The following is a 13062-nucleotide window of genomic DNA, read 5'->3' on the forward strand; positions in this document are numbered from 1 at the left end:
CCCGTACGCCGCACGGAGGCTTCGCATGCGTGTCCTGGGAATCAACGCCCTCTTCCACGACCCCGCCGCCGCCCTGATCATGGACGGCAGGATCGTGGCAGCGGCGGAGGAGGAGCGCTTCAGCCGGCGCAAGCACGGCAAGCGGCCCGTCCCCTTCTCCGCCTGGGAACTGCCCGAACTGTCCGCCCGATGGTGCCTGGACCAGGCCGGCCTGACCCCATCCGACCTGGACGCGGTCGCCTACTCCTACGATCCCGAACTGGCTCTGCCCGCAGACCAGTTGGGCCTCAACGATCCCTGGGACCACCTGCGCCAGGAGTACGCCCGCCAGGCACCGGGGTTCCTCGCCGAGGCGCTGCCGGGGCTCGATCCGGACAAGGTCCGCTTCGTCGCCCACCATGTCGCGCACGCCGCCTCGGCCGGCCAGGCCGCCCCCTACCCCGACAGCGCCGTACTGGTCCTGGACGGCCGCGGCGAATGCGGCTCCCACCTCGCCGGCCGCTACACGGACCGCGAACTCACCGTGCTGGCCTCGCAGTCGCTGCCCGACTCGATGGGTCTGTTCTACGAGGACCTCACCCAGCACCTCGGATTCCTGCGCAGCAGCGACGAGTTCAAGGTGATGGCGCTGGCGTCCTACGGCAAGCCCCGCTTCCTCGACCAGTTGCGCGAGTACGTCCACCTGGACGGCCACGGCGGGTTCCGGGCCCGCCCCGTTCCCTGGGCGTCGCTGGTCCCGCCGCGGCCGAAGGACAGCGCCTGGACGCAGGACCACGCCGACATCGCCGCCAGCGCGCAGGCCTGCCTGGAGGAGGTCCTGCTGGGCCTAGCGCGCTGGCTGCACGACCGTACCGGTGAGGACGTGCTGACGCTCGCGGGCGGTGTGGCGCTCAACTGCGTGGCCAACACCCGGCTCCACCGGGAGACGCCGTTCCGCCGGATCTGGGTGCAGCCCGCCGCCGGAGACGCCGGCACCGCGCTCGGCGCCGCGCTCCATGTCGCCCACCAGAAGGAAACCGTGGAGGCCATGCCGACCGCCGCCCTCGGACGTGGCTGGAGCGACGACGAACTGCGCGCCTGGCTGGAACGCGCCGCCATACCCTACGAGGAACCCGACGACATCGCCGAGACCGTCGCCGCCGAACTCGCCGGGGACGGCATCGTCGCCTGGTTCCAGGGCCGCAGCGAGTACGGACCCCGGGCGCTCGGCCACCGCTCACTGCTCGCCCATCCCGGCCATGAGGGAAACCTGGAGCGCCTCAACGCCGTGAAGGGCCGCGAGGAGTTCCGCCCCGTCGCGCCCATGGTCCTGGCCGAACGGGCCGCGGAACTCTTCGACGGGCCGCTGCCCAGCCCCTACATGCTGTTCGTGCACGAGGTGGCCAAGCAGTGGCGGGACCGTATCCCGGCCGTCGTGCACGTGGACGGCACGGCCCGTATCCAGACCGTGGACCGGCAGGACGAACCCCTGGTCGCGCGCATGATCGAGGGGTTCGAGCGCCTCACCGGCCTGCCCGTCGTCGTCAACACCAGCCTCAACACCGCGGGGCGGCCCATGGTCGACGACCCGCGGGACGCCCTGGAGTGCCTTGGCTCCGCGCCCGTGGACCTGCTCGCCCTCGGGCCGTTCGCGATCCGGCGGAAGAGGGTGTTCGCATGACGGACGCCCCCGCCTACTCCGTCGTCATACCGACGATCGGGCGGCCCTGCCTCGCCGACTGCCTGCGCGCGCTCGCCGCCGCCGACGGCCACCCACCCGAGGAGGTCGTCGTGATCGACGACCGCCCGGATCCCACCGGCGCACTGCCCCTGGAGGCAGCCGGCGAACTGCGCGCGCGGCTGCGCACCCTGCGCACCGGCGGCCGCGGGCCGGCGGCCGCCCGCAACGCCGGCTGGCGCACGGTCCGTACCCCCTGGACCGTCTTCCTCGACGACGACGTCCAGGTGCTGCCCGACTGGTCCCGCCGCCTCGCGGACGACCTCGGCGCGGCCGCCGTCCGCGCGGGCGGCATCCAGGGGAGGCTGTGTGTGCCTCTGCCCGAGGACCGCAGGCCCACCGACTGGGAACGCGGCACGGCCGGACTGGAACACGCCGCCTGGGCCACCGCGGACATGGCCTACCGCACTGCGGCACTGACAGATGTCCAGGGCTTCGACGAGCGGTTCGGCCGGGCCTTCCGGGAGGACGCCGACCTGGCGCTGCGCGTGTGCGAGGCAGGCTGGTCGCTGCACCGCGGCGGACGCACCACGCGCCACCCGGTGCGGGCGGCCGACCCCTGGGTGTCGGTACGGGCCCAGCGCGGCAACGCGGACGACGCCCTGATGACCCGGCTGCACGGCCCCGACTGGTGGGCGCGCGCCCAGGCACCCCGCGGCCGACTGCCCCGGCACGCCCTCGTGACGGCCATGGCACTCACGGCACCCCTGCTCGCGCTGGCCGGCCGGCGCCGGGCCGCCGGGATTGCGGGAGCCGTGTGGGCGCTCGGCACGGCCGAGTTCGCGCTGGCCCGTATCAAGCCGGGGCCTCGCTCCCCACGCGAGATCACCACCATGATCGCCACCAGCGTGGTCATCCCGCCGCTGGCCGTCCGCCACTGGCTGCACGGCCTGATCCGGCACCGCCGGGCCACACCCCTGAGGAGCACGCCGTGACCGCGCCGACCGCGGACCGTACGCGTGTCGCCGCCGTCCTCTTCGACCGCGACGGCACCCTGGTCGAGGACGTCCCCTACAACGGCGACCCGGCCCGGGTACGCCTGCTGCCCGGCGTCCGGCAGGCACTGGACCTGCTGCGCGCCGGCCGTATCCCGACCGGCGTGGTCAGCAACCAGTCGGGCATCGGCCGCGGCCTGCTCACGGACACCGACGTGCGCCGCGTCAACGACCGCGCGGACACCCTGCTCGGCGGCCTCGGCACCTGGGTCTACTGCCCGCACCCGCCCGAAGCCGGCTGCGGCTGCCGCAAGCCCCGGCCGGGACTGGTCATCGAAGCCGCACGACGCCTGGGCGTGCCGCCCTCGCAGTGCGTGGTGATCGGCGACATCGGCGCCGACGTCGAGGCCGCCCGTGCCGCGGGCGCCCGCGGTGTCCTCGTGCCCAACGCGGCCACGCTGCCGGAGGAGGTCGAGACAGCGCCCACCACAGCCCCCGACCTGCTCACGGCGGTCCGGCGGCTCCTCACCGAGACACGGGGTGAACGCCCGTGAAGACAGTGGTGGTACGCCTCGACAGCTTCGGCGACGTGCTGCTGGCCGGACCCGCCGTCCGAGCGGTGGCGGGGCACTCGTCCCACGTCACGATGGTGTGCGGCCCCCGCGGCGAACCCGCCGCGCGACTGCTGCCCTGCGTCGACGACGTGATCGTGTGGGAGGCACCCTGGGAGGGATTCGACCCGCCCACCGTCCATGAGGCCGACGTGGACGGCCTTGTGCGGCGCCTGCGCAACGCCGCGTTCGACGCCGCGCTCGTCCTCACCTCCTTCCACCAAAGCCCCCTGCCCACCGCCCTGTTGCTGCGCCTGGCCGGCGTGCCGCGCATCGGCGCCGACAGCGTCGACCACCCGGGCAGCCTCCTCGACGTACGGCACCGGCGACTGCCCGGCCGCCACGAGGCCGAGGCCGCCCTGGACACCGCGGCCGCCATGGGCTTCCTGCCACACCCCGAGGACGACGGCCGGCTGCGCGTGCTGCCGCCGCCCGACACCGTCGCGCTGACCGGCAACGGCCCGTACGTCGTGCTCCACCCCGGCGCCAGCGTCCCCGCACGTGCCTGGAGTCCCGAGCGCTGCGCCGAGGCCGTCGAGGCGCTCACCGACGCGGGGCACCGGGTCGTCGTCACCGGAGGCCCCGACGAGGCCGTCCTCACCCGGAAGGTCAGCGGCGACACGGCCGTCGACCTCGGCGGCAGGACCCCGCCGCGCACGCTGGCCGGAGTGCTGCGCACCGCCGATGTCCTGGTGTGCGGCAACACCGGCCCCGCCCATCTGGCGGCGGCCGTCGGCACACCGGTCGTGTCGCTGTTCGCTCCCGTGGTGCCGGCCGAGCGCTGGGCGCCGTACGGCGTGCCGAGCGTGCTCCTCGGCGACCAGCGAGCGCCGTGCGCGGACACCAGGGCCCGGCACTGTCCCGTACCCGGCCATCCCTGCCTCGACGAGATCACGGCGCACGACGTGGTGGCCGCGGTGCAGAAACTCCTGGGGGAGTCCACATGAACGTCCTTGTCTGGCATGTGCACGGTTCCTGGCTGACGTCGTTCGTCCAGGGCGCGTACACCTTCCTCGTTCCCGTGACACCCGACCGCGGCCCGGACGGCCTGGGCCGGGCGAGAACCTGGCAATGGCCGCCGAACGTACGGGAGCTGAGTCCCGACGAACTGCGGGAGGCCGACATCGACCTGATGGTGCTGCAACGGCCGCACGAGCTCGAACTGGCCCGGCGGTGGACCGGCCGCCGCCCCGGCGCCGACGTGCCCGCCGTCTACGTCGAACACAACAGCCCGCACGAGACGCCCGTGGACACCCGGCACCCGCTGGCCGGCCGCGCCGACGTCACCCTTGTGCACGTCACCCACTTCAACCGGCTGATGTGGGACAACGGCCGTGCCCCGACCACCGTGATCGAGCACGGGATCATCGACCCCGGCCACCTGTGGACCGGAGAGGAGCCGCGCGCCGCGGTCGTCGTCAACGACCCCGTACGGCGCGGCCGTACGACCGGAACCGACCTGTTGCCCGCGTTCGCCCGCACGCTGCCGCTGGACGTCTTCGGCATGCGCACCGAGGGCCTCGCGGACCGCCTCGGGCTGCCACCGGAGCGGTGCCGAAGCCGCGATCTGCCCCAGAGCGGCCTGCACCCGGCGATGGCTCGCTGCCGTATGTACCTGCACCCCGTCCGGTGGACGTCCCTCGGACTGTCCCTGCTAGAGGCCATGTTCCTGGGGATGCCTGTCGTGGCGCTGGACACCACCGAGGTGCGCGAGGCCGTTCCGGAGGGGGCGGGGGTGGTCTCGAACCGGCTCGACGGGCTTCAGGACGCCATGCGCGGATTCCTCGCGGATCCCGAGCACGCCCGGCTGACAGGGGAGGCCGCCAGGGCCGCGGCACAGACCCGCTACGGAGAGCGGCGTTTCCGGGACGACTGGGAGCGCCTGATCAAGGAGGTCACCCGATGAGCACCCACCCCTCGGCCGGCCGCGTCGCCATGGTCTCCGAACACGCCAGTCCGCTGGCCGCGCTCGGCGGACCGGACGCGGGCGGGCAGAACGTGTACGTGGCACAACTGGCCGGGCAACTGGTCCGCCGGGGGCACGAGGTCACCGTGTACACACGGCGCGACGATCGCCGGCTGCCCGAACGGGTCACCACGCCCGACGGGTTCAAGGTCGTCCAGGTGCCCGCAGGACCGGCGGCTCCGATACCGAAGGACGAACTCCCGCCCTACATGCCGGAGTTCGGCGACTTCCTGGCGCGGGAGTGGGCGGCGGAGCCACCCGATGTGGTGCACGCCCACTTCTGGATGTCCGGTTGGGCGGCCCTCGCCGGTGCGCGCGGCCTCGGCGTGCCCGTCGTGCAGACCTACCACGCGCTCGGCACCGTGAAGCAGCGCCACCAGGGCGCCGCCGACACCAGCCCGCCCGACCGGATCGCGATCGAGAGGGCCGTCGGCCGGGAGTGCGGCCGCATCATCGCCACCTGCGAGGACGAGGTGGCCGAACTGGAGGCCATGGGACTGTCCCGACGGCACATCTCCGTCGTCCCGTGCGGTGTGGACCCCGTGCAGTTCGCCCCGGTCGCCGAGGCCCGCCGCCCGGCCTCCGCGCCCCGGCGGCTGCTGGCGGTCGGCCGCCTCGTCCCCCGCAAGGGCTTCGACCGCGCCATCCGCGCCCTCGCCGGCGTCCCCGACGCCGAACTCCTCATCGCCGGCGGCCCCGAACCCGCTCTGCTCCTCGCCGAACCGGAGGCCGAGCGACTGCGCGCGATCGCGGACGAGTGCGGCGTGGCCGACCGGGTGTCGCTGCTCGGCGGGGTGAGCCGGGAGCGCATGCCGGCGCTGATGTCCAGCGCGGACCTGGTGCTGTCTCTTCCCCGCTACGAGCCGTTCGGCATCGTCCCGGTCGAGGCCATGGCCTGCTGCGCCCCGGTCCTCGCCACCGCCGTCGGTGGCCAGCTCGACACCGTAGTGGACGGCAGGACGGGCGTCCTGGTTCCGGCGGACGACGACCACGACATCAGCGGGACCATCCGCCGCCTCCTGGCCGACCCGGAACTGCTCGCCCGCTACGGCGGCGCCGGGCGGCGCCGCGTCCTCGCCCGCTACACCTGGGACCGCGTGGCCGAAGGCGTCACCCGTGCCTACAGTGCCGTCTCCTCCGTCCCCTCGCTCTCGGGAGCCGTCCGATGAACATCGCCACCGGTGTCACGCACTGCGACGATCTGATGAAGGCACTCGAAGGGTTCCGCGGCTACGCCGCCCCGGTGGTACGGCGCTGGGGCACCTCCCTCGCCTCCCGTCTCGGAGCGGGGTCCCGGCTCCTCGTCGCCGGCAACGGCGGCAGCGCGGCCCAGGCCCAGCACCTCACGGCCGAACTCGTGGGCCGCTACCGCGACGACCGCCCGGCCTTCTCCGCCCTGGCGCTGCACGCCGACACATCCGCCACCACCGCCATCGCCAACGACTACGGCGTCCAGGAGATCTTCGCCCGGCAGGTCGCCGCGCACGGCCGGGCCGGGGATGTCCTCGCGCTGCTGTCCACCAGCGGCGCCAGCGCCAACCTGCTCGTCGCGGCGAACGAGGGCCGCCGCCTCGGCATGTCCGTGTGGGCCCTCACCGGCCCGGCGCCCAACCCGCTGGCGGGCGCCGCCGACGAGGCCCTGTGCGTCGAAGGGGCGACCGCCGCCACGGTTCAGGAGCTGCATCTCGTGGCCGTGCACATGCTCTGCGAGGCGTTCGACCAGGCGGTCGAGGAGAGGGAGGCGGCGCACCGGCGGCGGTCCACCGACGACCAGCGCCCGGCGGCCGACCGGCAACGGCCGCGGGAACGCTGGGCAGTACTGCGAGGGGAGGACGCATGACCCTCCCGGCCGCACTGCTGGTCGTCGGGGACGCCCTGCTCGACCACGACGTCTCCGGCCGCGTGACACGGCTGGCTCCCGACGCGCCCGTACCGGTGGTCAGCGAGCCCCGGCGCACCACCCGCCCCGGCGGTGCCGCACTCGCCGCCTGCCTCGCCGCGGCCGACGGCCGACCGGTCACGCTGGTCACCGCGCTGGGCGACGACCCCGACAGCGCCGAACTGCGCCGGCTTCTGGCCGACCGCGTCGACCTGGTGGAACTCCCTCTCACCGGGGCCTTGTCCAGCAAGACCCGCGTCCTCGCGGACGGACGGCCGCTGCTGCGCCTGGACGACGGCGAGGGCAGAGCCCGGGAGGCGACCGAGGAGGCGGCCCGGGCGATCGCCCGGGCCGGAGCCGTCCTCGTCGCCGACTACGGCCGGGGCACCGCCGAGGTGCTGCGCGAGGCACTGGCCGATGCGGCGACGCGGGTACCGGTCGCCTGGGACCCGCATCCGCGCGGCCGGCCACCGGTACCCGGCGTCCGGCTGGCGACGCCCTCCGCCACCGAGGCGCACGCCTTCGCGGGCCGCGCCGGCGACGCCGGGGAAACCGCCCCCGGCAGTGAGTTGCACAGGGCGGCACAGGACGCCGGCCGGCTGGTGCGGGTGTGGCGGGCGGCCTCCGTGGCCGTGACGCTCGGCGGGCGCGGGGCGCTGCTGTCGCACGGCGAGACACCGCTGCTGGTGCCGTCGCCGGTCACGGCCGAGGGCGACGCCTGCGGGGCCGGGGACCGGTTCGCGGCGACCGCCGCCGGGATTCTGGCGGACGGCGAGCTCGTGGAGACCGCCGTACGGCAAGCAGTGCACGCCGCCACCCGTTACGTCGCCGAAGGCGGCGTCCGCTCGCTCGCCCCGGAGACCGCGCCGAGCGAACGGACGGCTTCGTCCTCCGGCGCCGAGCCGACGGACGACGCCCTGCGCACGGCCGCACGGGTGCGGGCCGCGGGCGGGACCGTGGTCGCCGCCGGCGGCTGCTTCGACCTGCTGCACGCCGGCCACGTCGCGCTGCTGCAGGCGGCCCGCCGCACCGGGGACTGCCTGGTGGTGTGCGTCAACTCCGACGCGTCCGTACGCCGCCGCAAGGGCCACGGCAGGCCGCTCGTCCCGGAGGCGGACCGCATTCGTGTGCTGCGCGCCCTGGAGTGCGTCGACGCGGTCGCCGTGTTCGACGAGGACACCCCGGAACGGCTTCTCGCCGAGCTGCGCCCGCACATCTGGGCCAAGGGCGGCGACTACGCCAGGACCAGCCTGCCCGAGACACCCCTCGTGGAGAGCTGGGGCGGCCAGGTCGTCCTGTTCCCCTACCTCGACGGCCGTTCCACCACCGGCCTCGCCGAACGAGCGGCCCTCGCCCCGCGCGGGGCGGCCCCGCGCCCGGAGGCCGCCGGCGGTGGACGGAGGCCACGGTGACCGCCCTGCCGCAGCGGCCGCGCCGCGTGCTCGTCCTGCGTGCCCTCGGCCTGGGCGACCTGCTGACGGGAGTGCCCGCCCTGCGGGGCATCCGGCGTGCGTTCCCCCAGGATCAGATCGTCCTGGCGGTGCCGGCAGCGCTCACCGAAGCAGCCCTGGCCACCGGAGCGGTCGACCGGGTTCTGCCGGCCGAGTCTCCAGGCCGGGGCGTGCCCTCGCTCGGTCACTGGGCCGGGCCGCCACCGGACGTCGCCGTCGACCTGCACGGCAACGGACCCGAGAGCCGCGACGCCCTGGCCGCCCTCGCACCACGCCGGCTGCTGGCCTTCGCCGCCGGACCAGGACCCGATGGCGTCCGGCCGCCCGAGTGGCGGGCGGAGGAGCATGAGCGCGACCGGTGGTGCCGCTTCCTTTGGGCCTACGGGATCGCCGCGGATACCGACGACGTACTACTGCCCCCGGCCGCCACGCCTTCTCCGGCGCCGGGCGCCGTCGTCGTCCATCCCGGGGCCCAGTCCACCGCCCGTCGCTGGCCGGCCGAGCGGTACGCCGTCGTCTTACAGCGGCTGCGGGCCGCCGGTCACCGGGTCGTCCTCACCGGCGGGCCGGCCGAGGACGCGCTGGTCCTGGACCTGGCGGAACGCGTCCGCCTGCCCCGGCGGGACCTGTTGCGGGGCGGGCTGAAATTCGGCGAACTGTCGGCGCTCGTCGCCCACGCCCCGCTCGTCATCAGCGGAGACACCGGCCTGGCGCATCTCGCGGTCGCGCACGCCACCCCGTCCGTGACCCTCTTCGGACCGGTGGCGCCCCGGCTGTGGGGCCCGCCCCGCACTGAGCGCCACATCGCATTGTGGAAGCCCGGTCCGCCGGGTGATCCGCACGGTGACGTCCCCGACCCGCAGCTGCTGCGGATCGGCACCGACGAGGTCGCCGCCGCGGCGCTCGGCCTGCTGCGGCCTGCCGGGGCCACCGCGTAGCAACCGGAAGGAGATGAAGCTCGTGGCCCGTCAACCCGCCCCCGAGGCGCCGCCCGCCCGCTCGGAAGGTCCCGACGGGCGCGTCACGGTGGCGATGATCACCCGCGACCGCCCCAGGAGCGTCCTGCGCACGCTGGACGCCCTGGCCGCCCTGCCGGAGCGCCCGGACGTGATCGTCGTGGACAACGGTTCCGACGACACGACCTCGGCCGCGGTACGTCGGCACCCCGTGGCCGCCCGGCTCCTCAGGCCCGGTGAGAACACCGGCGCCCTGGGCCGCAACCTCGCCGTGCGGCACGCCCGGACGCCCTACGTCGCGTTCAGCGACGACGACTCCTGGTGGGCCCCCGGCGCACTGCGGCGGGCGGCCGACCTGCTCGACGCCCACCCCCGTCTCGGCCTGCTGGCCGCCCGCACACTGGTCGGCGCCGACGGAGCCGAGGACCCCCTCAACGCCGTACTCGCGGCTTCACCGCTGCCCGAGGAGCCCGACCTGCCCGGCCGTCCGGTGCTCGGCTTCCTGGGCTGTGCCTGCGTGGTACGCCGTGACGCCTTCCTCACGGCAGGGGGCTACCACCCTCTGCTCTTCTTCGGCGGGGAGGAGACCCTGCTCGCCTACGACCTCGCGGCCGGCGGCTGGGGAGTCACGTACGAGCCCGCACTGACGGCCCGCCACCACCCCGATCCGGCAGGCCGCGCCGGCCGGAGCCAACTGGAGCGCCGCAACGAGGTGCTGACCCTGTGGCTGCGCCGGCCGCTCCCCGTGGCCCTGCGGGCCAGCGCGCGCCTGACGGCCGCCGCGGCCGGTGCGCCCGAGGCCCGCCGGGCACTGCTCGGAGTGCTGACGCGGCTTCCCGCCGCACTCGCGAGGCGCAGGCGGCTGCCGACGCACGTGGAACGCGCGGCCCGGTTGCTGGACGGCGGGACGCCGGCCGCCCAGGAGGGGACCAGCCACTCATGAACGTACGCAGCACAGCACCCGCCCCTCCGGACCGCCGTACGACCGTGGTGGTGATCACCCGCAACCGGCGCGCCGAGTTGCTGCACACGCTCCGGCGGCTGCGAGCGCTCCCCGAACGACCGGAGGTCGTCGTCACCGACAACGCCTCCACCGACGGAACCGCCGAAGCGGTCCTGCGCCATTTCCCCGACATCGTGCTGCTGCGGCCCGGCCGCAACCTGGGCGCGGTCGGACGCAATCTGGCATTGCCCCGGATCCTTACCCCGTACGTCGCGTTCTGCGACGACGACACCTGGTGGGAACCGGGCAGTCTGCGGCGGGCGGCGGACCTGCTCGACGAGCGGCCCCTGCTCGCGGCGGTCACCGCACGCATCCTCGTGGAGCCGTTCGGCACGGAGGATCCGGTCGTCCGGGAGCTGAGGGAGTCCCCGCTCACGGGCCCGGACTGGCTGCCGGGGCCGGCCCTCGGGTCCTTCCTCGCGGCCGCCACCGTGATGCGCACCGACGCCTTCCGGGCAGCGGGCGGCTTCCATCCGGGGCTGTGGTTCGGCGGCGAGGAGGAGCTGCTGGCCACCGATCTGCAGCGGCAGGGCTGGTGGCTGAGCTACGCCGAAGACCTGACGGTCCATCACAAGGCGTCCGTACTGCGGGACAGCAGGGCACGCAGGATCCTGGGGCTGCGCAACACGCTCTGGTTCACCTGGCTGCGCCGCCCGCTCGTGCCCGCCCTCAGGCGTACCGCCCACCTGATGGCCACCGTTCCGCGCGACCTGGCCTCCGCCCGTGCCTTCGCCCACGCGGCGGCCGGCCTGCCGTGGGTACTGCGGCAGCGCGATCCGGTGTCCCCGGAGATCGAGGACCGGCTGACGGCGCTGGAGCGTGCCCGGCGGTCGTCGTCGGCCCGCAGCTACGTCGGGTGAGCGCGGGCCGCACGTTCACAGGGCCACTGCCATGGCGATCAGCCCGATCGCTATCAGGGCCACCACCACCATGATCAGGACCAGGGGCATCGTGCTCCATCCCTTGCGCAGTTCGGGTGGCTCCGGGTGGGAGATACCGGAGGTGCTCCCTTCCCCTGGAGGGGTCTCGCCGGGAGATACCCCTCCGCCTGGTTCGAGTCCGGGGGTGCGTTCGGGTTCGGGATCAGGAGTCGTCATGTCGCCCTCCTCGGCTGTTGACCGGGCCACGGCCGGTTGCCGCCCCGAACCGAGTACCCGCAGCGCACCGGCCTCACGTGATCACCCCGGGCGCGTTTCCGGTGCTTCCCCGGGGGTACGCGCCGCGGCCGATCGTCACGTACCGCCCCGAAGGCGCAGTCAGCGGGTGAGTCCTGGCCCTGATGTGGCACTTGGTGTGGCATGGAGTGGATGTGCAGGCCGACAGGGGCGGTGCGGTCGTGGGCCGGGGCCGCCGTATCTGCGGTGCGGCGGGCGTGGGCCGGTCCGGGCCCCGAGCGGGATCTGGTGGTGCAGGCGGCCAAGGCGGCGCTGGCCGCCTGGGTGGCTTGGGCGGTCGTGGGCTGGTGGCTCCAGGCTCCGATGGCGTTCGTCGCGCCGTGGGTCGCGGTCGTACTGGTGGAGTCGACGGTCTACCGGTCGGTCGCGCACGGGCTGCAGCAGCTCGCGGCGATCGCGGTGGGCACGGCGGTCGCGACAGCGGTGGCGCTGCTGCTGGACAGCACGATGCTCACGATGGCCCTGGTTCTTCCGGCAGTGCTGCTGCTGGGCCAGTGGAAGCGCCTGGGCAGCCAGGGCATCTACGCGGCCACCGGCGCGCTGTTCGTGCTGACCGCCGGCCAGGTGACCGTCGCTTCGTCGGCCGCCCGTATCGCGGAGGCGGTCTTCGGCGCGGTGGTCGGAGTGGTGGTCAACGCCTTGATCCGGCCTCCGGTGTATACGCGTGACGCCCGCCGTGCGCTGGAGTACGCGGCTTGCGAGGCGCAGGAGATCCTGGAGGTGGTGGCCGACGGCCTGGCCACCGGTGAGTGGGACGGCCGGGCCGCCCGGGACCGGCACGAGCGCGCACTGCGTCTGGGGCGCCTTGTCGACCAGGCTCGTTCGGCGATCGGCTGGAGCCACGAAAGCATGCGCGTCAATCCCCGTGGGCGCCGCAAACGCATTCCGGCCCCGCCCGACAGGGCGTACGCCGATGCGCTGGCCGTGCTCGACTACGTCGCCGTCCACACGGCAGGGGTGACCCGGACGGTACGGGAGATCGCGGACAGCGGGAAGGACGCCCGGCCGGCCACGGGGATCACCCATGCCTACGCGGACTTCCTCCGCAGTACCGCGCATGCCATCCGTCTGTACGGTCAGTCCCGGTGCGCCCCCGGCGGCCGTGACGACCGCGCCGCGGAGCGGTTGCGCGAGGAGGTCGGGGAGCTACACCGCGCGCTCGGCGAGTTCCGTCGACAGCTGCCGGGAGCCGTGCCCGACGATCCGGACGCGTTGGTGGTCTACGGAACACTGCTGGCCCAGGCGCATCGCCTGGCCGACCAACTCGTCCAGGACTAGTACTACAGGGCTAGATCTGGATCATCTGGAGCCTTAGCCGCCTTCGGAAATGGTGGCGTCGTGCCTCCGCCTGATGCGCGCGCCGCCAGAT

13 protein-coding genes are annotated in these 13062 nt (G+C 74.4%); 12 read left to right on the top strand and 1 reads right to left on the bottom strand.

Going from position 1 to position 13062, the window contains the following annotated elements:
- Window positions 1–25 precede the first annotated feature (25 nt).
- The 11 genes from ACZ7OO_RS29770 (at window position 26) to ACZ7OO_RS29820 (ending at window position 11378) form a co-directional block, all read left to right on the top strand.
- Window positions 26–1660: a carbamoyltransferase family protein gene (locus ACZ7OO_RS29770; RefSeq protein ID WP_471509350.1), complete on the top strand. Its 1635-nt coding sequence runs from the start codon at window positions 26–28 to the stop codon at window positions 1658–1660.
- On the top strand, window positions 1657–2652 hold the full coding sequence (locus ACZ7OO_RS29775; protein WP_471509352.1) for a glycosyltransferase family 2 protein: 996 nt from the start codon (window positions 1657–1659) through the stop codon (window positions 2650–2652). The genes ACZ7OO_RS29770 and ACZ7OO_RS29775 overlap by 4 nt, the downstream gene beginning before the upstream one ends.
- Window positions 2649–3206, top strand: a complete 558-nt coding sequence (locus ACZ7OO_RS29780) for a D-glycero-alpha-D-manno-heptose-1,7-bisphosphate 7-phosphatase (protein ID WP_471509354.1) — start codon at window positions 2649–2651, stop codon at window positions 3204–3206. The genes ACZ7OO_RS29775 and ACZ7OO_RS29780 overlap by 4 nt, the downstream gene beginning before the upstream one ends.
- Complete coding sequence (locus ACZ7OO_RS29785) at window positions 3203–4210, top strand: glycosyltransferase family 9 protein (RefSeq protein ID WP_471509356.1); 1008 nt, start codon at window positions 3203–3205, stop codon at window positions 4208–4210. Before ACZ7OO_RS29780 ends, ACZ7OO_RS29785 begins: the two co-directional genes overlap by 4 nt.
- Window positions 4207–5169: a glycosyltransferase gene (locus ACZ7OO_RS29790; RefSeq protein ID WP_471509358.1), complete on the top strand. Its 963-nt coding sequence runs from the start codon at window positions 4207–4209 to the stop codon at window positions 5167–5169. The genes ACZ7OO_RS29785 and ACZ7OO_RS29790 overlap by 4 nt, the downstream gene beginning before the upstream one ends.
- Complete coding sequence (locus tag ACZ7OO_RS29795) at window positions 5166–6398, top strand: glycosyltransferase (RefSeq protein ID WP_471509360.1); 1233 nt, start codon at window positions 5166–5168, stop codon at window positions 6396–6398. The genes ACZ7OO_RS29790 and ACZ7OO_RS29795 overlap by 4 nt, the downstream gene beginning before the upstream one ends.
- Window positions 6395–7069 carry a D-sedoheptulose-7-phosphate isomerase gene (locus tag ACZ7OO_RS29800; RefSeq protein ID WP_471509362.1) on the top strand — a complete coding sequence of 225 codons (675 nt, stop codon included), beginning with the start codon at window positions 6395–6397 and terminating at the stop codon, window positions 7067–7069. The genes ACZ7OO_RS29795 and ACZ7OO_RS29800 overlap by 4 nt, the downstream gene beginning before the upstream one ends.
- Window positions 7066–8520 (top strand): D-glycero-beta-D-manno-heptose 1-phosphate adenylyltransferase, encoded by a 1455-nt coding sequence (rfaE2, locus tag ACZ7OO_RS29805; protein ID WP_471509364.1) that lies wholly within the window; start codon window positions 7066–7068, stop codon window positions 8518–8520. The genes ACZ7OO_RS29800 and rfaE2 overlap by 4 nt, the downstream gene beginning before the upstream one ends.
- A complete protein-coding gene (locus ACZ7OO_RS29810; RefSeq protein WP_471509366.1) occupies window positions 8517–9497 on the top strand; it encodes a glycosyltransferase family 9 protein in 981 nt (326 codons plus the stop codon). The genes rfaE2 and ACZ7OO_RS29810 overlap by 4 nt, the downstream gene beginning before the upstream one ends.
- Window positions 9498–9591: 94 nt before the next feature.
- Window positions 9592–10458: a glycosyltransferase gene (locus ACZ7OO_RS29815; RefSeq protein ID WP_471509387.1), complete on the top strand. Its 867-nt coding sequence runs from the start codon at window positions 9592–9594 to the stop codon at window positions 10456–10458.
- Entirely contained in the window at window positions 10455–11378 is a 924-nt protein-coding gene (locus ACZ7OO_RS29820; RefSeq protein WP_471509368.1) for a glycosyltransferase family 2 protein, read from the top strand. Before ACZ7OO_RS29815 ends, ACZ7OO_RS29820 begins: the two co-directional genes overlap by 4 nt.
- Before the next feature lie 15 nt (window positions 11379–11393).
- On the opposite strand, the gene ACZ7OO_RS29825 is transcribed toward ACZ7OO_RS29820, so the two are convergent.
- Window positions 11394–11615, bottom strand: a complete 222-nt coding sequence (locus tag ACZ7OO_RS29825; protein WP_471509370.1) for a DUF6480 family protein — start codon at window positions 11613–11615, stop codon at window positions 11394–11396.
- A 201-nt stretch (window positions 11616–11816) separates the two neighbouring features.
- Between ACZ7OO_RS29825 and ACZ7OO_RS29830 the strand changes: the two genes are divergently transcribed.
- On the top strand, window positions 11817–12971 hold the full coding sequence (locus ACZ7OO_RS29830; RefSeq protein ID WP_471509372.1) for an aromatic acid exporter family protein: 1155 nt from the start codon (window positions 11817–11819) through the stop codon (window positions 12969–12971).
- Window positions 12972–13062 lie beyond the last annotated feature (91 nt).

Source organism: Streptomyces sp. NPDC111744, from assembly GCF_055634995.1.

What these genes read in the sequence shown, in the direction of transcription:
- ACZ7OO_RS29825 (WP_471509370.1), bottom strand. Translation starts at nt 11,615, where the DNA reads ATGACGACTCCTGATCCCGAACCCGAACGCACCCCCGGACTCGAACCA.
- ACZ7OO_RS29795 (WP_471509360.1), top strand. Translation starts at nt 5,166, where the DNA reads ATGAGCACCCACCCCTCGGCCGGCCGCGTCGCCATGGTCTCCGAACAC.
- ACZ7OO_RS29815 (WP_471509387.1), top strand. Translation starts at nt 9,592, where the DNA reads ATGATCACCCGCGACCGCCCCAGGAGCGTCCTGCGCACGCTGGACGCC.
- ACZ7OO_RS29790 (WP_471509358.1), top strand. Translation starts at nt 4,207, where the DNA reads ATGAACGTCCTTGTCTGGCATGTGCACGGTTCCTGGCTGACGTCGTTC.
- ACZ7OO_RS29775 (WP_471509352.1), top strand. Translation starts at nt 1,657, where the DNA reads ATGACGGACGCCCCCGCCTACTCCGTCGTCATACCGACGATCGGGCGG.
- ACZ7OO_RS29770 (WP_471509350.1), top strand. Translation starts at nt 26, where the DNA reads ATGCGTGTCCTGGGAATCAACGCCCTCTTCCACGACCCCGCCGCCGCC.
- ACZ7OO_RS29800 (WP_471509362.1), top strand. Translation starts at nt 6,395, where the DNA reads ATGAACATCGCCACCGGTGTCACGCACTGCGACGATCTGATGAAGGCA.
- rfaE2 (WP_471509364.1), top strand. Translation starts at nt 7,066, where the DNA reads ATGACCCTCCCGGCCGCACTGCTGGTCGTCGGGGACGCCCTGCTCGAC.
- ACZ7OO_RS29820 (WP_471509368.1), top strand. Translation starts at nt 10,455, where the DNA reads ATGAACGTACGCAGCACAGCACCCGCCCCTCCGGACCGCCGTACGACC.
- ACZ7OO_RS29830 (WP_471509372.1), top strand. Translation starts at nt 11,817, where the DNA reads ATGGAGTGGATGTGCAGGCCGACAGGGGCGGTGCGGTCGTGGGCCGGG.